The organism is Rhodoferax sp. ZS1R8 (genome assembly GCF_056521325.1).
On the sequence record NZ_JBWMBA010000001.1, the window covers coordinates 1,077,247 to 1,099,333 of the forward strand.

18 protein-coding genes and 1 pseudogene are annotated in these 22,087 nt (G+C 60.8%); 11 read left to right on the forward strand and 8 right to left on the reverse strand.

Translation table 11 applies throughout. The annotated features are described in order from the left end of the window. Positions 1-2 precede the first annotated feature (2 nt). Positions 3-365 carry an AzlD domain-containing protein gene (locus AC097P_RS05015; RefSeq protein ID WP_479609255.1) on the forward strand — a complete coding sequence of 121 codons (363 nt, stop codon included), beginning with the start codon at positions 3-5 and terminating at the stop codon, positions 363-365. 360 nt (positions 366-725) lie between these two features. Then, a complete protein-coding gene (locus AC097P_RS05020; protein WP_479609256.1) occupies positions 726-1,919 on the forward strand; it encodes a phosphoglycerate kinase in 1,194 nt (397 codons plus the stop codon). Between the two features lie 61 nt (positions 1,920-1,980). Here AC097P_RS05020 and AC097P_RS05025 read toward each other — a convergent pair whose 3' ends face one another. Together AC097P_RS05025 and AC097P_RS05030 are read right to left on the reverse strand one after the other, a co-directional pair. Next, entirely contained in the window at positions 1,981-3,063 is a 1,083-nt protein-coding gene (locus AC097P_RS05025) for a GGDEF domain-containing protein (RefSeq protein ID WP_479609257.1), read from the reverse strand. Between the two features lie 33 nt (positions 3,064-3,096). Then, complete coding sequence (locus AC097P_RS05030; RefSeq protein ID WP_479609258.1) at positions 3,097-4,068, reverse strand: diguanylate cyclase; 972 nt, start codon at positions 4,066-4,068, stop codon at positions 3,097-3,099. A 176-nt stretch (positions 4,069-4,244) separates the two neighbouring features. Here AC097P_RS05030 and pyk point away from each other — a divergent pair, with 176 nt between their 5' ends. The 6 genes from pyk to AC097P_RS05060 all read left to right on the forward strand — a co-directional run bounded on the left by pyk (position 4,245) and on the right by AC097P_RS05060 (position 9,551). Beyond that, positions 4,245-5,678, forward strand: coding sequence for a pyruvate kinase (gene pyk, locus AC097P_RS05035; RefSeq protein ID WP_479609259.1), 1,434 nt, complete (start codon positions 4,245-4,247; stop codon positions 5,676-5,678). 131 nt (positions 5,679-5,809) lie between these two features. Then, a complete protein-coding gene (gene fba / locus AC097P_RS05040; protein WP_479609260.1) occupies positions 5,810-6,874 on the forward strand; it encodes a class II fructose-bisphosphate aldolase in 1,065 nt (354 codons plus the stop codon). Between the two features lie 121 nt (positions 6,875-6,995). Beyond that, positions 6,996-7,289 (forward strand): type II toxin-antitoxin system VapB family antitoxin, encoded by a 294-nt coding sequence (locus AC097P_RS05045; RefSeq protein ID WP_479609261.1) that lies wholly within the window; start codon positions 6,996-6,998, stop codon positions 7,287-7,289. Next, complete coding sequence (gene vapC / locus AC097P_RS05050; protein WP_479609262.1) at positions 7,286-7,690, forward strand: type II toxin-antitoxin system VapC family toxin; 405 nt, start codon at positions 7,286-7,288, stop codon at positions 7,688-7,690. The genes AC097P_RS05045 and vapC overlap by 4 nt, the downstream gene beginning before the upstream one ends. A 19-nt stretch (positions 7,691-7,709) precedes the next feature. Next, the gene (locus AC097P_RS05055; RefSeq protein ID WP_479609263.1) at positions 7,710-8,588 is read left to right on the forward strand and encodes a hypothetical protein; all 879 of its coding nucleotides are present in this window, start codon (positions 7,710-7,712) and stop codon (positions 8,586-8,588) included. Between the two features lie 48 nt (positions 8,589-8,636). Beyond that, complete coding sequence (locus tag AC097P_RS05060) at positions 8,637-9,551, forward strand: phosphoribosylaminoimidazolesuccinocarboxamide synthase (RefSeq protein ID WP_479609264.1); 915 nt, start codon at positions 8,637-8,639, stop codon at positions 9,549-9,551. 114 nt (positions 9,552-9,665) lie between these two features. Here the strand turns inward: AC097P_RS05060 and AC097P_RS05065 are convergent, their stop codons facing one another. The 4 genes and pseudogenes from AC097P_RS05065 to AC097P_RS05080 all read right to left on the reverse strand — a co-directional run bounded on the left by AC097P_RS05065 (position 9,666) and on the right by AC097P_RS05080 (position 14,298). After that, entirely contained in the window at positions 9,666-11,429 is a 1,764-nt protein-coding gene (locus AC097P_RS05065; protein ID WP_479609265.1) for a sensor histidine kinase, read from the reverse strand. A 96-nt stretch (positions 11,430-11,525) separates the two neighbouring features. Then, positions 11,526-12,737 carry a glycerophosphodiester phosphodiesterase gene (locus AC097P_RS05070; RefSeq protein WP_479609266.1) on the reverse strand — a complete coding sequence of 404 codons (1,212 nt, stop codon included), beginning with the start codon at positions 12,735-12,737 and terminating at the stop codon, positions 11,526-11,528. A 356-nt stretch (positions 12,738-13,093) separates the two neighbouring features. Continuing rightward, positions 13,094-13,243, reverse strand: a pseudogene (locus tag AC097P_RS05075) (flavin reductase); the annotation flags it as partial. Then, positions 13,240-14,298, reverse strand: coding sequence for an NADP-dependent oxidoreductase (locus tag AC097P_RS05080; protein WP_479609267.1), 1,059 nt, complete (start codon positions 14,296-14,298; stop codon positions 13,240-13,242). The pseudogene AC097P_RS05075 and the gene AC097P_RS05080, both read right to left, overlap by 4 nt. Positions 14,299-14,389: 91 nt before the next feature. Between AC097P_RS05080 and AC097P_RS05085 the strand changes: the two genes are divergently transcribed. Then, positions 14,390-15,322, forward strand: a complete 933-nt coding sequence (locus tag AC097P_RS05085; RefSeq protein WP_479609268.1) for a LysR family transcriptional regulator — start codon at positions 14,390-14,392, stop codon at positions 15,320-15,322. A gap of 32 nt (positions 15,323-15,354) precedes the next feature. Here the strand turns inward: AC097P_RS05085 and AC097P_RS05090 are convergent, their stop codons facing one another. Beyond that, positions 15,355-16,272 (reverse strand): LysR family transcriptional regulator, encoded by a 918-nt coding sequence (locus tag AC097P_RS05090; RefSeq protein WP_479609269.1) that lies wholly within the window; start codon positions 16,270-16,272, stop codon positions 15,355-15,357. Positions 16,273-16,376: 104 nt separating this feature from the next. Between AC097P_RS05090 and AC097P_RS05095 the strand changes: the two genes are divergently transcribed. Beyond that, complete coding sequence (locus AC097P_RS05095; RefSeq protein WP_479609270.1) at positions 16,377-17,147, forward strand: SDR family NAD(P)-dependent oxidoreductase; 771 nt, start codon at positions 16,377-16,379, stop codon at positions 17,145-17,147. Between the two features lie 59 nt (positions 17,148-17,206). Beyond that, entirely contained in the window at positions 17,207-21,181 is a 3,975-nt protein-coding gene (locus AC097P_RS05100; protein WP_479609271.1) for a rhamnan synthesis F family protein, read from the forward strand. Here the strand turns inward: AC097P_RS05100 and AC097P_RS05105 are convergent. After that, positions 21,174-22,049, reverse strand: a complete 876-nt coding sequence (locus AC097P_RS05105) for a class I SAM-dependent methyltransferase (RefSeq protein ID WP_479609272.1) — start codon at positions 22,047-22,049, stop codon at positions 21,174-21,176. The two genes, AC097P_RS05100 and AC097P_RS05105, sit on opposite strands and share 8 nt — an antisense overlap. Between the last annotated feature and the right edge of the window lie 38 nt (positions 22,050-22,087).

The following is a 22,087-nucleotide window of genomic DNA, read 5'->3' on the forward strand; positions in this document are numbered from 1 at the left end:
CCATGGACGGATTCTTCAGCGGCGACACCGACCCCTGGACCCTGCTGACCATCGTGCTGATGGCCGGCGTCAGTGTGATCTCACGCTCCTTTTTCTTCATTTCCAGCAAGCCGTGGACCTTGCCGCACTGGGCGCAACGGGGTTTGCAATATGCACCGATCGCAGCGTTGTCGGCCGTCATCGTGCCGGAGATTGTGATGACACAGGGCATTCTGATCCACACGGTGTTTGACGCCCGCCTGTATGCGGCTATGGCAGGTGTGGCCTACTTTTTCTGGCGCAAGGGGGCTGGGCAGGTGGTGTTGGGGACTATCGTGGTTGGCATGGCGGTTTACCTGCCGTTGCACATCGGGCTAGGTTGGTGAAACCAGTTCCAGTCGTAGTGGCTGGTGGCGCGGCGCAAGGGGTGTGTGCGGGGCCTCAGAGGCGCTGCGCTTGCCAAGTCGGCCCCGCACACACCCCTTGCGCCGCGAGCGTGTAGCACTCGGTGCGCCTCTCGATACCACCGCACCTACTGCAACTACCGTAACCACCGTGGGAGTGGGGAGTGCCGGGGGCCGACTTGGCAAGCGCAGCGCCTCTGAGGCCCCCGGCATTCCCCACTCCCACGGGCTACAGCGTCCCAAAGCAGCACTCTCAAAAGCCCGCCACCGCGCCTTCTACAATCCGCCAACAGCACGGTACGGCGCTGCACCGTTTTCCCAACTTCCTTTGAGGCTTCCACCATGAACGTCATCCGTTTCTCCGATCTGTGCGCGCGCGGCCAAGTGGCTGGCAAACGCGTTTTCATCCGTGCCGACCTGAACGTGCCGCAAGATGACGCCGGCAACATCACTGAAGACACCCGCGTGCGCGCCAGCGTGCCGTGCATCCAGATGGCGCTGGACGCCGGTGCCGCCGTCATGGTGACCAGCCACTTGGGCCGCCCCACCGAAGGCGAATTCAAACCCGAAGACTCCTTGGCCCCGGTCGCCAAACGCATGGGTGAATTGATGGGGCGTGACATCCCCGTGCTGGCCAATTGGACCGAGGGCGTGGATGTCAAACCCGGTCAACTGGTGATGCTGGAAAACTGCCGCGTCAACAAGGGTGAGAAGAAGAACAACGAAGACCTGGCCAAGAAAATGGCCGCGCTGTGTGACATCTTTGTACACGACGCCTTTGGCACCGCACACCGTGCTGAGGCCTCAACCTACGGCATCGCCCAGTTCGCGCCCGTTGCCTGCGCCGGTCCGCTGCTGGCCGCTGAAATGGATGCCATCAGCAAGGCCCTGCTGGCTCCTAAACGCCCACTGGTCGCCATCGTCGCCGGCTCCAAGGTGTCGACCAAGCTGACCATTTTGAAGAGCCTGGCTGAGAACGTCGACCAGCTGATCGTCGGCGGTGGCATCGCCAACACCTTCATGTTGGCCGCCGGCCTGAAGATCGGCAAGAGCTTGGCCGAACCAGACTTGCTGGACCAGGCCAAGGCCGTCATCGAAGCCATGAAGGCGCGCGGCGCCGCGGTGCCGATTCCTACCGATGTGGTGACTGCCAAGACCTTCGCTGCCGATGCACCGGCCACCATCAAGTCCGCGACCGACGTGGCAGACGACGACCTGATCCTCGACATCGGCCCGCAAACCGCGCAAGCCCTGGCCGGCCAGCTGAAGAAGGCGGGCACCATCGTCTGGAACGGCCCGGTTGGCGTGTTCGAATTCGCCGCCTTTGAGAACGGTACCAAGGTGATTGCGCAGGCGATTGCCGAGTCCAGCGCCTTTTCCATTGCCGGCGGTGGCGACACGCTGGCGGCTATTGCCAAGTACGGCATCGAGAAGCAGGTGGGTTACATCAGCACCGGTGGCGGCGCCTTCCTCGAAGTGTTGGAGGGCAAGACTTTGCCGGCGTTTGAAGTGCTGACTCGCCGCGCAGCTGCCTAAGGCTGCTATCAAATTGTGAGCGGCTTACGCTCTCCCGGCGAGGGCTACAGCCCCAAAAGGCTTAAAACAACTCGATGTCGCCGACCTTCAGGTCGACCTTGAGCAGACCGCGGCGCACCAGGTCAGGCTCGCTGCAGACCTGGTTGCGTCCATGGTGCTTGGCGTAGTAAACGGCTTGGTCGGCCCGCTCGCAAGCTGCGGCCGGTGAGTCACCGGTAACGATCTCGGTGACACCCACGCTGGCGGTGATCGTGCCAGCCTGCGGGAATTCGAAAGCCGCCATTGCGGTGCGGAAGCGCTCGACAGCTGCCACCGCAGCATCGTGGTCGGCACTGCGCAGCACCACCAAAAATTCTTCGCCACCAAAGCGGTAGACGCGGTCGTAGGCCCGAAACGACGCCTTGAGCAGCCGCGCCACCAAGATCAGCACCTCGTCGCCGATCAGATGGCCATAGGTGTCGTTGACTGCCTTGAAATGGTCGATATCGACCATGGCCAGCCAGAAATTGGACGGCACATTGGGCGAGCGGTGCTCGATGCCATTGGGTAAGGAATCACTTTCCACCGCCTCGGTGGGCTTTAGGGTCTTGTAGAACAGATCGTCAAAGGGCTTGCGGTTCCACAGCCCTGTCAGCGCATCGCGTTCGCTGTAGTCCAGCATGTCCAAGATGTTGCCGTACATCGTGACCAGACGGGTCGCGTCGCGCCAGTCGTCAGGTGTCAGCGGCTGCGGCGAGCTGATCTCGGCCACGCCCCACAACGTGGCGCCTTCAGCCACGGTCATCGGGAAGCGTGTTACGTAGCCGGGTTGGTCAGTAGTGGGCGATGTGACTACCACTGCCATGCGCATCAGGCATTCGTGGCGACCGGGGTCGCTGTCGACCGGCGCCATCATTTCGGGGTCGCCGCGCATCGGGTCGGTCACGAAGCGGACCTTTTCGCCCGGCAAAGCTTGTGTCAGCGGCAACCAGAACTGGCGGTTTTCGTCATGGATCAGGCCAAAGATTTCGACCTTCGGTGCGTCAATCGTTTCCAACAGCGCCCGGGTGATGCCGCTGAGCAAATCGTCACGCTTGCGCAGGCCACTCAGTTGCACCAAGTGGTCGATTAAGCTGGCAGAGCGTATCAGGTCGCTTTGGTTCATGGCTTGCGGATAAACAATAGTGTCGCAGGTTTTCTATGAAGCATGGTGTGGCATTGCGCCGAGCGTAGCACCACAGACATGACCGCGCCCTGTCTGTTTGGCCTGGTAGAGCTGGGAATCGGCCAGACCGACCAGTGCCACGGCGTCGCCGCTGGCAGGCGCTAGCCGGGTAGCCAAGCCCAGGCTTGCGGTAACCATGCCGTCATAGGGGGACAGTGCGTGCGGGATCTTCTGTGCGCGCACCTTGCGCTCCATGTCCTGGGCCATGGCCAGCGCATCCTCGAATGCGGTGTCGGGCAGAATGCAGGCGAACTCTTCGCCGCCGTAGCGCGCGATCAGGTCAGCCGGGCGCCGCAGGCCGGACTTCAGCGCCAGCGCAATCTGGCGCAGGCAATCATCGCCAGCCTGGTGGCCATAGCGGTCGTTGAACAGCTTGAAATGGTCCACATCGACCATGATCAGCGACAGCGGGGTGTTGCTGCGGGCGGCACGCGCCCACTCCACGCCCAGCTGCTGGTCAAAATATCGGCGGTTGAAGACGCCCGACAGCCCGTCCAGGAACACCAGGTTGCGCAGCAGGTCAGACTGGAACTTGAGCGTCAGGTGGGTCTTGACCCGGGCGCGCACCACGGCTGGGTTGACCGGTTTGGAAATGAAATCCACAGCCCCCACGCTCAGGCCATGGGTCTCCTGCGCAGCATCGCTGTGGGCGGTGACAAAGATCACCGGTATGTTGCGGGTGGCCGGGTTGGCCTTGAGTTGGCTGCAGACTTCAAAGCCGTCCATGCCAGGCATCACCACGTCCAGCAGCACCAGGTCCGGCGGATTGGCTTGGCAGATGGACAGCGCCTGTTCGCCATGCGTGGCCATGAAAACCTGGTAGTCGGCGCCGAACACCTGGTGCATGACCTGGATATTGATGGGTTGGTCGTCCACCACCAGCAGCTTGGGTTTGCCGTGGGAGCTGTCCAGCATCGCATCCATTGATGAGTCTAGGGGTGTCATGGGCGGAGGATGCGTCACGGGTGTCGGGGTCTGGGTGGCCTATTCAACCACAGCTTGCGCCTGGCGAACATACGGGCTTGCCCTCTGCGCCGCCGCTGGCAGGTTGACGGTGCTGTGTAACGCCAACAAGGGGGTTCCGTGTGAGAATGGTTGCCACTATAAGAGGAGACAGACTCATGCTACGTCGCGCCACCAAGATTGTTGCCACCCTGGGCCCCGCCTCCAGCGATCCCGCACTGTTGGAGGAGATGATCCGTTCCGGCGTCAATGTGGTCCGGCTGAACTTCAGCCACGGCAAGGCACAAGACCACATCGACCGCGCTCGCCTGGTGCGCGAAGCGGCGCAGCGCGCTGGCCGCGAGGTTGCCATCATGGCCGACCTGCAAGGCCCCAAGATCCGCGTTGGCAAGTTCGCTGAAGGCAAGGTTTTTCTGGAACCCGGCCAAAAATTTGTGCTGGATGCTGCCCGTACCGAGCTGGGCGATATCGACGCTGTGGGCCTGGACTACAAGGCTTTGCCGCGCGAGGTCAAGGCCGGCGACGTGCTTCTGCTCAATGACGGCTTGATCGTCATTACCGTCGATGCCGTCAAGGGCGAAGCCATCTACACCACGGTCAAATTGGGTGGTGAGCTGTCGAACAACAAGGGTATCAACAAGCAGGGCGGTGGTCTCTCCGCACCCGCGCTGACCGCCAAGGACATGGAGGACATCCGCACCGCGATGAGCTTCCAGGCCGACTATGTGGCGGTCAGCTTCCCCAAAAATTCCACTGACATGGAAATGGCGCGCCAGCTGTGCAATGTGGCCGCAGCCGAGTTCAACCACAAGCCCGGCCTGATCGCCAAGATCGAGCGCGCCGAGGCCATCCCCAAGCTGCTGGAGATTTTGCTGGCCAGCGACGGCATCATGGTCGCCCGCGGTGACCTGGCGGTGGAAGTGGGCAACGCCATCGTGCCGGGCCTGCAAAAACGCATGATCAAGCTGGCCCGCGAGCACGACCGCGTGGTCATCACCGCCACACAAATGATGGAATCCATGATCACCAACCCGGTGCCTACGCGCGCCGAGGTGAGCGACGTGGCCAATGCGGTGCTGGACGGTACCGACGCCGTGATGCTGTCGGCTGAGACTGCCGCTGGCAAGTACCCGCTAGAGACCATCATTGAAATGGCCAAGATCTGCCACGCGGCCGAGGGCCATGAAAACTTCGAACTGGAAGCCGACTTCACCGGCAAGACCTTCCAGCGCATCGACCAGACCATTGCGATGGGTGCACTGTTCACGGCCCACCACCTGGGTGCCAAGGCGATTGTGGCGATGACCGACAGCGGCTCCACCGCGCTGTGGATGAGCCGCCATTTGATCCGTGTGCCGATTTACGCACTAACCTCCAAGGTAGCGACGCAGCGCAAGATGGCGTTGTACCGCAACGTGCGGCCCCTGTTCATCGACACCAGCGCCGACCGTGATACGGCGCTGCTGCAGGCGGAGAACCACCTGAAATCGCGTGAGATTGTGCAAACCGGTGATGTGTATGCCATTACCTGTGGGGAGCCCATGGGGTCGCCAGGCGGCACCAATATGCTGAAAATCTGCAAGGTTGGGTAACTTTTGTAAGCCTTTGCGCTGAGCGCCCGCCCATGCGCAGGACTCTTCATCAGTGGGTCTTGCTGGCCAGTTAAAATCCGCCGATCGGTACAAGTTACCAAGCGGTTACCAACTTCCCAGGGGATTTCACTATGGCACTCGTCTCAATGCGCGAACTGCTGGACCACGCAGCCGCCAACGGCTACGGCATTCCGGCCTTCAACGTCAACAACCTGGAGCAGGTCCAGGCCATCATGTCGGCCGCTGACGAGGTCGGCGCACCGGTCATCCTGCAGGCCAGCGCTGGCGCCCGCAAATACGCGGGTGAGCCTTTCATCAAACACCTGATCCAGGCCGCTTGCGAGGCCTACCCCCACATTCCGCTGGTCATGCACCAGGACCACGGCACCAGCCCCAAGGTCTGCGAAGGCGCCATTGGCCTGGGCTTTGGCTCGGTGATGATGGATGGCTCGCTGATGGAAGACGGCAAGACACCGGCCAGCTTTGAATACAACATGGAAGTGACCCGCAAGGTTGTGGAAATGGCGCACCGTACCGGCGTGACAGTCGAAGGCGAACTGGGTTGCCTGGGCAACCTGGAAACCGGCGAAGCCGGTGAGGAAGACGGCATTGGTGCCGAAGGCAAGCTGGACCATAGCCAGATGCTGACCGACCCCGAAGAGGCCGCCACCTTCGTCAAGGGCACACAGCTCGACGCACTGGCCATCGCCATCGGCACCAGCCACGGCGCCTACAAGTTCAGCCGCAAGCCCACGGGCGACATCCTGGCCATCAGCCGCGTCAAGGAAATCCATGCGCGCATTCCCAACACCCACCTGGTGATGCACGGTTCTTCCAGCGTGCCGCAAGACCTGCTGGCCATCATCAACCAGTACGGCGGCAAGATGAAAGAGACCTATGGCGTGCCAATCGAAGAGATCCAGGAAGCCATCAAGCACGGCGTGCGCAAGATCAACATCGACACCGACATCCGCCTGGCCATGACCGGCGCGGTGCGCAAGTTCCTGTTTGAGAACCCGGACAAGTTCGACGCCCGCGAGTGGCTCAAGCCCGCCCGCGAAGCCGCCAAGGCCATCGCCAAGCAGCGTTACATGGAGTTCGGTTGTGAAGGCCAGGGCGCCAAGGTCAAGGGAGACAGCCTGTCTGTGATGGCCACGCGGTACGCCAAGGGCGAGCTGGCCCAAGTGGTGCAATAAAAAAGGCCCCCACGCTCCGCCGCTGCGCGGGTCGCTCCCCCCTTGGTCATCTTGGGGCCGGTGACGATCTGCGACAGGGGGTGCAGTGGCATAATCACTATACACATCGAAGGTGTATAGCATGAGTACCCGAACCAATATTGTGTTGGATGACGAACTGGTCGCGCAGGCCATGGCGCGTGCTGGCGTCAAAACCAAGAAGGCTGCCGTCGAAGCGGCTTTGCGCGCCTTTGTGCGCAAGCCGGACTACTCTGGCTTGTTGGCCTTGGTCGGCACTGGCGTGGTCGCTGAAGACTATGACCCCAAGGCCTTGTTCCAAGAGGTTCCGCATGTGGCCGAGTCCGTTGCGCCGTATGCGATTGGCAAAAAAACTACTACCAAGGCCATTCGACCCGCGGTCAAGCGGGCACGATGATCGCGGATTCGTCGGCTTGGATCAACATGCTGCGCGGTCACCCGTCAGAGGTCGGTCGGCGACTGGAGCAGGCCTTGCGCCAGGGTGAACCATTGCTGATGCCTGATGTCGTCTACCAAGAGATTTTGCAGGGCGCGAGCAATGCGCGACACTTCGTAAACCTGCAGGCTCAGTTGGATAAGGTGCCTGTATTTGTGCCAGAAGATTCCCACGAAACCGCCCGCCAGGCGGCCATGTTATACGCCCGCTGCCGCTGGGCGGGCGTGACGATCCGCAGCCCCAACGATTGCCTGATTGCCGCATGTGCCATCGAGGCAGACGAGCCCTTGCTGCATGCCGATCGCGACTTTGAACGCATTGCCACAGTAGCACCGCAATTGCGGTTTGTAGGATGGGCATAGCGTCGATGAGAGCAATCCTATGGGGGTGAAAAGAGTTTTCCGTCGCCCCAAAGCGAGGAGTTCGGCACTTGGATGGGTAGTCCTATCCACGTTTGCCTTTCTCGGCATCGCTTTCCAACACGTGGCAGCCCAAACAATCCAAGAGACGAAGCAGCGCCTGGGGGCAATAGCGGAGAGAGCTGCGGATGCTGAAATTTCAACTTACTTCTTTGTAGGACAAGGCTGCCGACTGCTATTCGTCGGTACGCGACACACTTTCGATCCTCAAGCCCCCATATTCAAAGTGTTGGATGCAAATTTGGACGCCTTTTCACCAAACCTTCTTGTTGCAGAGGGTGGAGATTGGAAGAGCGTTCAAGACGCCGAAGAAGCGATTCAACATCAAAGCGAAATGGGATATCTGGCCTATAGGGGGCGTCGAAGTGACACCGACACCATTAGTTTTGAACCGTCAGACAGCGACCTGAGAGTTGCTGCAAATCGCATTCACCAGGCAGAAGACGTCAAGCTCTATTTACTTTTACGCATGGTGCCTCAATGGCGAGACGCCCAAGGCGACGGGAATCTACAGTCAAAAGCAAATTTGTACCTCGCTGCACTGGTCGGGGACAAGACCCGCCCGCATGCGATCCAGGATGTCGATGAGATGGTGAGGAAGTCTTATCGATTGGACGCAGACTGGCGGCAGATCGATGCAACCATGAAAATACACGGCATCGAAAGCAACACTCTAAAAATGGTGGACGCGACAATAAATAGCATTCGAAATGCAAACTTGCTTAAGACAATTTCCAAGTCGATTGAGGAAAAGAAACGTGTAATGGTCGTTGCGGGTAATACGCACTTGGCCGCTTTAGTCGGACACCTCAATCTGCTTGAACCAAGCTGCCAGAACTGACGCCTGTTGAACAGCCAAGAGAAACTTTATCAAAGAACTGCCCGGACCATGACCTCCACCAGCACCGTACACACCTCCGCCCTGCACTCCCTGCCCCTGCTTGCCCGCGGCAAGGTGCGCGACAACTACGCCGTCGGCGACGACCGCATCCTGATGGTGGCCAGCGACCGGCTCTCTGCCTTTGACGTCATCATGGGTGAGCCCATTCCGGGCAAAGGCAAGCTGCTGACGCAGATGGCACTGTTCTGGTTCGACAAGCTCGGTCCCAAGGGTCTGAACATTTGCCCTATCCACCTGACGGGCGAAGCGCCCGAGAGCGCCGTGCAGCCCGATGAGGTGGCACAGGTCGAAGGTCGCTCCATGCTGGTCAAACGCCTGAAGCCTTTGCCGATCGAGGCCGTGGTGCGTGGCTACCTGGCCGGCAGCGGCTGGAAGGAATACCAGGACAACGGGGCTGTTTGCGGCGTCAAGCTGCCAGCAGGTTTGCAAAACGCATCCAAGCTGCCCGAGCCCATCTACACCCCGGCGGCCAAGGCGGCGGTGGGTGACCATGACGAGAACATCACGTTTGAGCAAACGGTGGAAACCATTGGCCTGGACCTGGCCACCCGCGTGCGCGACATCAGCATCGCCATCTACAAGGCAGCGGCCGAATTCGCGCTGACCAAGGGCATCATCATTGCCGACACCAAGTTTGAATTTGGCCTGGACACCGACGGCACGCTGACGCTGATGGACGAGGTGCTGACGCCCGATTCATCGCGCTACTGGCCGGTGGAGAGCTACAAAGTTGGCACCAACCCGCCCAGCTACGACAAGCAGTTTGTGCGTGACTGGCTGGAGCAGGCGGTGGTCGACGGCAAGCCCTGGAGCAAGACGCCGCCCGCACCGCGTGTGCCCAACGATGTGATCGCCAAGACCGCCGCGAAGTACCAAGAAGCGCTGGAACGCCTGACGACTTGAGCTTGCCGTGTTTAAGCATAATCGGCCGCTAGCCCTCGTGGGGTGAGCGTAAGCCGCTATCAATAGCGTAGCGAATTTCCTGGCATTGCTGTGGCGCGTGTGCCTGCTGCGCCGTCAGACCTCATCTGGCATGTCGGGGTAGAGCGGCCGGTCGTGCTCCTCTGGTGTCAACAGCAGCCGCAGCGGGAAGCTGAACACGCTGCCCTGCCCCAGGGTGCTGCTAACCGCAATCGAGCTACCCATCAACCGTACCAGACGGTCGGCCACGGCGAGTCCAACGCCAGCACCGCCGGGTGGGCGCGGCACGCCGGGTGTTTCTGCCTGGAAGAAGCCCGAGAACACGCGGTGCCGGTCGCGCGGCGCGATGCCAATGCCGGTGTCGCGCACGGCGAACTCCAGCAGCACCGAATCCGCCACATGCTTCTTCAATTGCACTTCCAGCGTTACCGCGCCGCTGCACGTGAACTTGACCGCGTTGTCGCCCAGATTTCCCAATACCTGCAACAGGCGCGCATCGTCGCCATACAGTTCGGCGGGGATCTGCGGGTCACAGACGATGCGGACGGTCACGGCCCGTTCGCAAATCTGGTCGAGCAGGCGCTGTTGCAGCTCGGCCAGCAGCGGGTCAATGTGGAACAGACGCGGTACCAGCACCAGGCGGCCAGACGCGCTTTCCGAGTAGTCCAGCACCTCGTCGACGGTGGCCAGCAGATTGCGCGACTGGACATCCATCCGCGTCACGTATTCCTGTTGGTGCGCGTTCAGGCCCGTGCGGCGCAGCAGCTGCAGCAGACCCAGTTGGGTGTCGATGGGCGTGCGCATTTCACGGCTCATGTTGGCCAGCAACTGGCCCTTGGCGCGGCTGGCGGAATCGGCCCGCTCGCGGGTGCGATGCAGTTCCATTTCTCCGCGCTTGCGTTCGGTGATGTCTTCAAAAGTGCCCACGGCGTATACCAATTCGTCTTCGGCATCGCGCACCGGACGCCCGGTGACGCGAAACCGCCGGGGCTCGCCGCGCACGGTGATCTCCAGGTCTTCTACATTACTTTCTTCACCGTGCATCGCGCGAAACAGCGGGTGCAGGCCGGCGGGAAAACGTTTGCCGCTGCCAGCAACCTTGCCGCCTATGGTGTCGAACACATTGATGGGTGCGTGCATGGATGTGCGCCGACAAATTTCTTCCACGTCGACGCCCAGCAGCTCTTCCAGCCGCTTGTTGCCATAGTGGACCCTGCCGTCGGCATCCAGCACCAGCACCCCTAGTGGAACGCCTTCCACCCACTGCAGCATTGCATGCTCTACTGCCAACGAGACCGATCGGTTGTACACGGCCACGGCCTGGAAGACCACCACCATGAAGCCCCCTGTACCCACCAGCAGCGTGGCCCAGGCCGCGGGCTGGCGCATATAAGCATTCAGGTCGACGCTGAGTTCCAGCCAGCCCGTGGTAAACCCAACGGCCGCAATGCCCATTGCCGCTGCGGCCGCCGCCATCACGGCCCAGGCGCCGCGCGCCGGAAACAGCACATTGGCAATGATGAGGCTTCCCATCAACCACCACAGCGAGGGTGCAGCCAAACCCAGGCTCAGCACGCCAGCCACCCCCACCACATAGAGCGTGGCGACGACGGCGCCGGCCTTCAGCCAGGTGGGCAGCCGCCGGCGGAACAGCGCCAGCGCCACGTACAGCGCCCCGACGGCAAGGTGCAGGGAGTAGATCGGCAACCAGCCGGTGTACTGGGTGCGGGACAGTGACAGCGGCACCACCAGCACGCCAATCCAGAAAACACCCCGCACCAGACGATTGGCCAGCTCACCGCGGATGCTGGTCAGCTGGCGCCGAATGGCCTTCGACAACGGGGAGGTGTTGGTGTCCATGGTATCGAACCGCTGATTGCGGCCGAAACAAATGGATCCATTGTAAGGAAATGTAAGTTTCGCACCATTCCCGCGCGAGGGACGGCTCGGTTCGGCTTAGCGCCCCAGTTCTTTGAGATACGTTGCGCGGGCTGCGACGGCGGTGTCTGCGAAGTCGGAGAACAGGCCGTCTACGCCTATGCGGTAGAACTGCAGGTATTCGTTCTTGGGATCACCCTTGTAGTCAAACGCCAAGCGCTTGCCCTCGTTGCGGAAGGTGTATGCATGCACCATCAAACCTGCCTTGTGCGCGTCGGCCACCACGCTCGTTGCGGGTTGGGAGATCGTGTCGCTGTAATTGACGACGCCGTCACCGTTGAGGTCCAGCATTTTGCCGTTGGCGTCGAACGTGCCTTTGACCGGGACGAGGTAGGGCTTCCATGGGCCTATGCCGTCCGCGTAGGTTTTGATCGCAGCCAGTCCGGCTGGTGTCAGCATGGTGGCAAACGTGCCCGTCTTGCCGGTGCGCGCCCAGTCGTACGGGCGGTCGTAGGGTGGGGCCAGCGTCACGGCTCCGGTCTTGAAGTCGTAATCGTCACCGTCGACCAATTGGATGATGCGCAACTGGGTCTTGGTCCGTAGGTATTGCAGGTTTGAAACTTCGAAAGACTGCAAGATGATCGGCGAATCCTTCTTGGTATAGCCGTATTCGTTCAGGATGGTCAGCAGGCGGTCTTCCAGCATCAGACCAGCGTCCGCATGGTAGGTAGGGTGCTTAGTCTCGGGGTAGACGCCAACCACCCGTCCGACCTTGGTGCCTTCGGCCTTGGCCAGATCCAGCACTTCACGCAGCGTCGGGATCTGGTACTGGCCATTGAACGACTGGCTGCGGTCGGACAAGGGTTGGACGGCTCGCAGCGTCTTGATTTCGGCCAACGTGAAGTCGGTCGCGAACCAACCGGTCTCCGAAACGCCATCCACCATGCGGGTAGTCTTGCGTGCTGCGAACTCAGGGCGGCTGGCCACGTCGGTAGTGCCGGTGATATTGGGTTCGTGGCGTGCGATCAGTTCGCCGTCCTTGGTGGCCACCAGATCAGGCTCGATAAAGTCTGCACCATTCTGGATGGCCAAGCGGTAGCCCTCCAGCGTGTGGTCTGGCAGGTAGCCTGCGGAGCCACGGTGGCCGATCACCAGCGGTCTAGCGCCATCCAGCGTCAGGAAAGGCGCCGGGCTATTGCCCCCACACGCCACCAAAGCGGCTACGCTGGCGCAGGTCAACGCAAAGAGGGAGGCGCGCAGGCGGGTTGTTGGGTTGTCAAAGATCTTCATGGTTCAGCTCCAGTACACAAAAGGGCCCTACTGTGCGGCCCTTTTGTGAAGCTTTCAAGTCACTCCAGCCTACGGCAGGCTGTACTCGGTCAACTTCCTGGTGAATTTGATCATCCTCCGGCGCGCTGGACGTTCCGAATCCCTACCGCGGGCGACACGTGCCGTATTGCTGGACGCACAAGTGTCTGCCCCGACTACGGCTGTGCCAACAGTGACACCCAGTTTGACGCCGTGTAGTCGAATATTGCTCTAGCCCTCATGGAGCGAGCGTAAGCAGCTATCAAATCAATAGCGACTCACGTATGCCTCCGCGTTGTTGACGGTGGGTGGACCCCCCATGGGTACGGCATGGTCTACGCGACAGCCATCACATTGACCGCACCACCATGCGCACTGGAGACCAGCACTGTGGGGCCATGGTTGAGCAGGCGGTAGGCCTTGTCCAAGGCTACCGGGGCGGCGTGTTCGGACCAATCGCGGATCGGGCGGGTTGGTGCGCCGCTCATGGGTGCACACGCACCAGCAGTTTGCCGGTATTGCGCCCTTCGAACAGCATGTTCAGCGCGCTGGGCAATTGCTCAAAGCCGTCCACGATGGTCTCGTCAAACACGATGGATCGGCTCTGCACCCAGGGCTCGACGATGGCGCGCATCTCATCCATGCGGTGCACGTAGTCGCGCGCCAGGATGCCCTGTATCGTGGCCCGCTCGTACAGCATGTGCTGCAAAAAACGTGGCCCCATGTCCGGTGTGTCCAGCCCGCCGTCGTACTGCGCGATAGTGCCGCAGATGACGATGCGCGCGCGGCGCTTGATCAGCGGGATGACGGCGTCGGTCACCGTGCCGCCTACATTGTCAAAGTACACGTCCACACCGCCGGTGTGGCGCTGGATCTCGGCCTGGAGCGCGGGCACATCGGCTGTATTCGTTGTTGTGTAGGCGCGGTAGTCCACAGCGCCGTCCAGTCCCAGCGTGTCCAGCAGGTAGCGGCACTTGTCCGGTCCGCCGGCAATGCCCACCACCTTGCAGCCCGCACGCTTGCCAAACTGCGCCACCAGCGAGCCCACAGCCCCGGCCGCGCCCGAGACCACAAGCGTCTCGCCCGGCTTGGGCCGCCCCGCCTCCATCAGGCCAAACCAGGCGGTGCGCCCGGGCATGCCCAGCACGCCGAGTGCGGTGTTGACCGGTGCGCGGTCCGGGTCCAGCTTTTGCAAATCATTGGCATGGCATTTGGCATACAGCTGCCAGCCGGTGTAGCCCAGCACCCAGTCTCCGGGAGCAAACTGGCTGTTGTTGGAGGCCACCACCTGGCCGACGACGCCGGCGCGCTGCACGATGCCCAGCGGGTGCGGCACGTCGTAGGTGTTGCGCGCATGCTGCTGGATGCGCATATACGGGTCCACGCTGATGGTGTGGGCGCGCACGACGATCTCGTTGACCGACAGCGCGGTGGCGTCCAGCGTGCTGTCCACCAGCGTGTAGTGCTCGGGCCCCACGCGGCGGGTTGGGCGCTGGGTGTAGAACCATTGGCGGTTGGGGTAAGACGTGTTGGTGGTGGTCATAGGGCTGGGGTCGGGGCAAGGAAGACCGCAGTGTGCTCCAATTCACTGTCCTAATGTTCAACTAATAGTCACCAATACGGTCTCCTTGCTCATGATTGACCTGCCCACGCTGTCCCACTTTCTGGCCGTAGCCCAGCACCAGAACCTGGCGCTGGCGGCCGACGCTCTGAGCCTGACGCCCAGCGCAGTCTCCAAATCCCTGAAGCGCCTGGAGGCCGAGCTGCGCACCCAGCTGTTTGACCGCGAGGGCCGCGCATTGAAGCTCAACGCCGAAGGCCGGCGGCTGGTCGAGCGCGCCATGCCGCTGGTGGCCGCTGCCGAGCAGGTGCGGGCCGACTTTGCCGGTGAACGCCACAGCATCAAATGCCGCATCGCCGGGCCCGACCTCCTGCAACTGGGCTGGAGCCAGCAGCTGGCCGACACGGTGCTGGCGTGCTACCCGCAGGCCAGCTTTGTGCTGTCGCACAGCGGGGACGAGGCCACGCTGGCCGCTGTGTTGTCGGGTGAGTGCGACGTGGGGCTGGTCAGCATGTCGCAGGGCCGCAGCCTGGACGGGCGGCTGGCGGCGGTGGCGCTGGGCAGCACGGAATTTCGCGTGGCGGCTGGCCTGGCTCGCCCGCTGGGCCAAGCGGCTGCCACCACGCGGCCCAAGGCCGGGGATGCAAGCTCGCCGCCCGCTGTGCCCATTGCCGACTTGCTGCAGCACGATTTCGTCGCGCCGCTGACGCCCCCCTTCGCCAGCCTGCACAACCAGAGCGCCACCGACGGCTGGCGCGACGACGTGTTTGCCCGCAAGATCCGCTACCGCACCGACAACCTGATGCTGGTGCAGCAACTGCTGAGCCAAGGCCGCGCACTGGCTTATCTGCCGGACTACGCGATCGCTGCATGGCAGTTGCGCACCGTGCCGGTTACCGGCTGCCCCTACCGCTGCGTGCAGGATGTGGCCATGGTCTATCGCCCGTCGCTGGGGCTGGGTTGGGTGGTGTTTCTGGCCGATGCCTTGAGTAAAATTAGCCGCTAGCCCTCGTCAAATAAGCGTGAGCAGCTATTAAGTCAATAGCGCTCTACATATTCCGTGACCACCGCGCTGAGCCAGTCCATGACCACCCGCACGCGCGCCGGCTGGTTGCGCCGGTTGGCGTAGACCAGTGACAGCGGCATGGGCCGTGCGCGGAATGCTGGCAGCACTTCGACCAGCCGGCCATCGGCCAGCGCATCCCCCACACCCGATAGCGGCGCCTGGATCAGGCCGAGGCCGGCCAAGCAGGCGGCCTGGTAGGCCTCGGCGTTGTTGACGGTGAGTGGGCCCCCCATGGGTACGGCATGGTCCACGTCGCCCACCACATACTCGAAGCCACAGCACTTGGCACCCAGCGTGGCGGCGTAGTGCACCAGCTGGTGGTGGGCCAGGTCCTCCAGCGTCTGCGGCGTGCCGTAGCGTGCCAGGTACTGGGGGCTGGCGCAGTTGACCATGGGCATGGGCGGCAGGGGACGGGTGACCAGGCCGGGGTCAACCACTGTGCCGGCACGCACCACACAGTCAAAACCCTCGCTGACCAGGTCTACGCGCCGCTCGGTGCTGCTGAGTTCAATCTCCAGCAGCGGGTGCAGTTGCAACAGCTCGGGCAGGCGCGGGAGCACGGCGCAGCGTGCCATCACGGTAGACATGTCCAGGCGCACGCGGCCCTTGAACGCACTGGCTGCGGACGCGCTCGGTTGCTGGAACATGGCCTGCAGCTCGTCTATGTCGGCCAGCGCATCCTTGCTGCGCTCGTAAAAAGCCTGGCCGTCCTGCGTCAGCGCTACGCTGCGGGTCGTGCGGTGCAAGAGGCGTGTGCCCAAGGCGTTTTCCAACTGCTGCACGGCGGTGGAGACCGTGGCCTTCGGCAGACCCAGGTCCAGCGCCGCTTGGCTGAAGCTGGACAGTTCGGCCACCCGGGTGAAGGTGCGCATCTGGTGGAGCAAACTCATTGTTCAAATATTGATAACAAATAAATCAAATTATCCCGCTTTATATATCGATTGGCGATCAATAAACTGCCTTCCATTCGCAACCACTTTGAAGGAAAGCAAACATGACAACGACAACTTCCCCCTCCATAGCACTCGTTACCGGCGGCAGCCGCGGCTTGGGCAAAAGCACTGCTTTGCATCTGGCCCGGCAAGGGCACGACGTGGTGCTGACCTACAAATCGCAAAAATCAGAGGCCGACGCGGTGGTCGCGCAAATTGAAGCGCTGGGCCGCAAAGCGCTGGCCCTGCAGCTGGACGTGGCGGATAGCGCCCGCTTCGCGGCGTTTGCCACTCTACTGCGCCAAGGTCTGCAAAGCGCGTGGGACCGCGAGACCTTCCACATCCTCGTCAACAACGCCGGCGCCGGCGCGCACGCGTTGCTGATGGAGACCACGACCGAGCAATTCGACCTGCTGGTCAACATCCATTTCAAAGGCGTGTTCTTTCTGACCCAGGCTTTGCTGCCGTTGATGGAGGACGGCGGCCGTATCGTCAATGTGTCTTCGGGCCTGACCCGCTTTGCGCTGCCCGGCTACAGCGCCTATGCAGCCGTGAAAGGTGCCGTGGAAGTGCTGACCCGCTACATGGCCAAGGAACTGGGCCCGCGCGGCATCAGCGTCAACACCGTAGCGCCCGGAGCAATTGCGACCGATTTTGGTGGCGGCGCGGTGCGGGACAACGCACAGCTGAACGCCTTTGTGGCAGCGCAAACGGCGCTGGGGCGGGTGGGCGAAGCGGATGATATCGGCGCTATGGTTGCATCGCTGGTGGGTGACGCCAACCGTTGGATCAACGCGCAGCGGATCGAAGTTTCGGGCGGGATGTTTGTCTAGTTGAGAGATGAGTTGGGTGCCACACCGACCGAGCCTGCAGCGCCTGATAAGCTAAGGTGATGCTTGAATTGGACGAATCAGACAACTCCGCCCGTGGTGAACGGGAATCACAACACCAACAACAAACGAAGTTGTTTCTGGTGGCACCGGAGGCGCCACTGGTCAGTGTCATCGTCCGTAGCATGGATCGGCCCATGCTGAAGGATGCATTGGATTCGGTGGCCCAGCAAACCTATCCCAACGTAGAAGTAGTCGTGGTGAGTGCAAAGGGGGACGCACACACCGCCCTGGGCGATAGCTGCGGCCGCTTCGCACTGCGACTGGTTCAAGGTGCAGGCCCGCTGACTCGCTCTGCCGCTGCCAATCTGGGAATGGAAAGCGCCAAGGGCAAATACCTCATCTTTTTGGACGACGATGATTTCTTCCTGCCCAACCACCTGGAAAAACTCAGCCGTACGTTGGCCGAAGGCTCGGCACGGGCCTGTTACACAGGCGTGCAGTTGGTGGGCGGCGAGGGCCAAACCGTGCTGGTTCTGGATGAGCCCTGGGATGCAGACCGCCTGCGCGGCGCCAACTTTCTACCTATTCATGCGGTGCTTTTCGAGCGCTCGTTTTTCGACCAAGGTTGCCGTTTTCGGGACGATCTGGAATGTCTCGAAGACTGGGAATTCTGGCTGCAGCTTGCAGCGCAGGCGCCTTTTCAGCATGTGCCTGAAGTCAGCGCCGTATACCGCCTGGGTCTGGGCACGTCTGGCCTCTCGGCAGAAGCCGACGCTGAAAAGCACCTCGTCAACCGCGCACGCATTTTTGAAGCTTGGCTCCCCCGGTTTACACCGCGCGAATGGGTACGCTCCATCCACTGGTTTGAAAACGCGAGAAACCATTTCTACCAAATGGCGTTGGACCGCTACCATGAAAACCAGCAACTGGGCGTACGGGTATCAGAGGCTAACGCTGTAGTGGCAGACCTGCACCTGCAGCTAGATGCTGCGAAGGCCCGCGGGATCGCCCAGGCGCAGGCCATACTAGACCTTCAGGCCGGGTTGGAGCGCTTGAACCGGCAAAAAGGTGCAGCGGAAGAGCTGGCGGCCAATCACGCAGCCCATGCCGAAGCACTGCAAAAAACCATCAACGCGCTTTTTGCGTCAACCTCCTGGCGGGCAACCCGATTGCTGCGGTTTGTATCGCGCATCATGCGGGGGGAGCACGAACAGGCCATGGACGGCGTGCGCCGCCTGCTCGGTGCCGTGGCAACCCGCCTGGGCTTTCACTTGCCCCCACCAAAAGGAGATGTTGCGCCAGACGCGATTGCCATGGTGGATGGCGTGCAAATTGCACCGGCACCGCCCCATTTTCTCGCGCCCGCCGATGTATCCCAGTCACGCATAGTGGACATGGACAGGGTGGTGCCACTGGAGGAGGCACCAAGCGGACGCATTGCGGTGCATGCACATATTTTTTACGAGGATGTGGTTCCTGAGTTTGCAGATTTTCTGTCGCGCATGCCATTTGCTTTCGACCTGTATGTGTCAGTGCCCACAGAAGAGGTCCGCAGAGCCAGCGAAAAATTGCTGGGTCGCCTGCCCACGCTGTCGCGCTTGAAGGTGCTGGTAGTTCCCAACCAGGGGCGTGATGTGGCCCCCATGTTCTGCGCATTTGGCGAGGATCTGCGCCACTACGATTACTTGGCACACATCCACAGCAAAAAGTCGCTGTACAACGATGGAGCAACCCTCGGTTGGAGAGAGTATTTGCTGCAGCAACTGTTCGGCAGCCCGCTGCAGATCCAAAAGATTTTTGCGCTGCTGAGCGGGAGCGAGGGCTTTGGTCTTGTGTATGCGCAGAACTATTCCAAGCTTCCGTACTGGGCCAACACCTGGCTATCGAACCGGGGAACCGGCCGTATCTGGTGCCAACGCCTGGGTATCGAGAATATGCCCAATGGCTACTTTGACTACCCGGCGGGGTCTATGTTCTGGGCGCGAAAACAAGCGTTGGCACCGTTGTTTGACGCAGGGCTGACCCTGGATGATTTCCCCGCAGAGACGGGTCAACGGGATGCCACATTGGCGCATGGGCTGGAGCGCATGTTTGCATTGACCAATTACCGCAGTGGCTGTACCGCAGCGATCTTGCCGGACGTTGCGTCGCCGCGTTCGTCGGCTTGGGGGTTCGAGCAATACTTCGGACAAACTCCCGAGAGTGTGCGGGCGGTGGTGTCACAGGTTTACCTGAAGGTTGTGGTCTTTGATATCTTTGACACCCTGCTGCTGCGCCCTTTGTTAAACCCGGAGAGTACCAAAGCCATTGTTGCGCGAAGAGCGGGTGAGGAAATTGGCAAAACCTATATGAGGTACAGGGCGCAGGCAGAAGCCCAGGCCCGCCAACAGGCTGGGCGTGACGTGGGGTTGGATGCAATATTCATGGCCTTTGAGACCTTGTCTGGGCTGCCGCAAGACGAGGTGACCCGTTTACGCAGCCTGGAAGAAAGCGTGGAACAGGCATCAGTCGTCGCGCGGCCAGAGGTGTTCGACATTCTGCAATTCGCTTTGTCCCTGGGCAAGCGGGTGGTGCTGGCCAGTGACATGTATTTGCCTCGGTCGGTCATAGAGTCGATGCTGACCGCGCACGGGATTGTTGGTTGGCACACGCTGTATTTGTCATCAGACATCGGCCTGCGCAAAGATAGCGGGGAGCTCTACCGCCATATCCTCGCTGTAGAACATGCGACACCCCAGCAGATGATGATGGTGGGTGACAACGAACACTCTGACGTGCAAATACCCAGTGATATGGGCATGAAAGTTTGGCACGTGATGCGCCCGGTGGAAATGGCATGTGCTGCCACGCGATTAAGCGCACTAGCGAAGCAAGCATTGGCCCAAAACGATCTGGATGCTGAGTTGACACTCGGTCTTTTGGTGCGTGCCAATTTGGCACCTGTCTTCTACAACAATTACAGTTCGCAGGATATGGTGCCGCCCAATTACCTGGCAATGGGCTACACGGTTCTGGGCCCTTTGGTCTTGTCGTTTGTCCAGTGGTTGGCCCAGCAAGCTGCACTAGACGGCACCGATCGCCTCTACTTTCTGTCCCGCGAAGGCGAGTTTCTAAAGAAGGTCTACGACATCTGGGCTAGACAGATGGATATGGCTGCGCCGTCGGAATACCTGGTGCTCTCCCGTAGGGCAGTCACGGTGCCCATGATCCGCGGAACCGAAGAGATTGAGGCTATTGCGCGTACCGTCTTTTTTAAAAATGATGCGGCCTCTTTTGTTCGGGAGCGTTACGGCATCGTGCTGACGGAGGATGAATGGGCGTCTCTCGAACGCCAGGGGCTGCTGGCTGTAGGTCGACAAGTAGAGGTTGAAGATGGACAAATCGACCACTTGAAGCCCTTGCTTGCGACATTGACCCCGCGCATCTTGGCGCAAGCCAAAGCGGAGCTGCCCGGCATCATGGCGTATCTGGATGGGATGGGCCTCAATGGCGGACAAAAGTCTGCATTGGTGGACGTGGGTTACTCGGCCACCATACAAGGCCGGTTGAATCAGATTCTGGGGGGCAAGGTCCACGGCTATTACATGGTGACAGATAGCCGTGCAGAAGCCGTTGCCAGTCGGTTTGACGTTACCGTTCAAGGGTGTTTTGGCCAGTACGTTGTTTTCAACAACGATGCAACGGCCATGCTGCGACAAAGTTTTGATCTGGAGAAATTATTGAGTTCGGATGAGGGTCAGATCATCCGCTACCACGTCGAACCGGGTGGCGCAGTAGCCCCCGAAGTTCGCGCCCTGAGTCCTGATGAAATGCGATGCCAACCCATCCGAACGCAAATCCGGCAGGGTGCCCTGAAATTTGTTGAGGACGCCATTGCCACGCGTGCACAGCTTCTCGGGGATTTCGTAGTGCCGACATCGTTGGGACGACAGCTCTACGAGGTATTTGTCAAGAACCCTTCCGAGCGTGAAGTGGCCTTGCTGCGTGAAGTGGTCCTGGATGACTTTTACTGCGGTCGCGGCCTCGTCAGGTGATTGAGGCCTTGTGGGCACTGAATACAAAAAACGGAAAGCCGATATGCCCCGCCCATGGCCCCCAGTACATATGCGCTTGGGGGCGCTGCAGGCCCGCATTGCGCAGGGCTTCCAACAGGTCCCAGCCGAAGTTTTGAAAACACAGTGAGCCTTCATTGGAGACCGGGTTGCCGTGGAACTCGGGCGGCAGGATGTGCTGCACATTGCCTTGTGCATCCATCGTTGCGCGGATGGTGGTCTTTGCTTGGTCGTAAAAGAAGGGAACCGTGAAAACCAGCGATCCTCCTGGTTTCAACACACGTGCGGATTCAGAAAACGTTTTGGGGTAGTCCGGAACATGTTCGAAGACGTCCTGCGTCATCACCAGATCAAAAGCTCCATCAGGGAATGACAGCCGGCTGAGGTCTTCGTGCCGGACGCCGGCGTGGGGACTGGATTCGTTGGCGATGTTACCCGGTTGGTAGTCAGGTCCCAGATACTCGCTACCGGTCACGTTATCGAACAACTGCGTAAAAACTTTGAATGAAACAGTGGTCTGCTCGGCGATGTAAATACGGGATGTTGGTTTGGCGTTCAGCTTCGTGCCAACAAAGTCGACCAAGGCCCGCATGCGGCTGTTGAGCCCGCATTGGTTGCAGGCGCACGTTTCTGTCCACGCGGGATGAACTGAACCCTGCGCGTTGGTCCCGCAATAGTGCCAAGTGATGCGCATTGCCGTGACTGCGCGGCAGGCCGAACACCATGCTTTGAAGTCAAAGGCATGCCGGGATTGCAGCATGCGGTCGTCCATCGCAGCCATTACCTCCAGCTGGGTGCTCAACGCCTGAGCCTTGGCGTCAAATTCCGCCTTGCTCGAGAAATCAGCCATCCATATCGAGGGAAGATGAGAGGTTACGGCAGCCATCA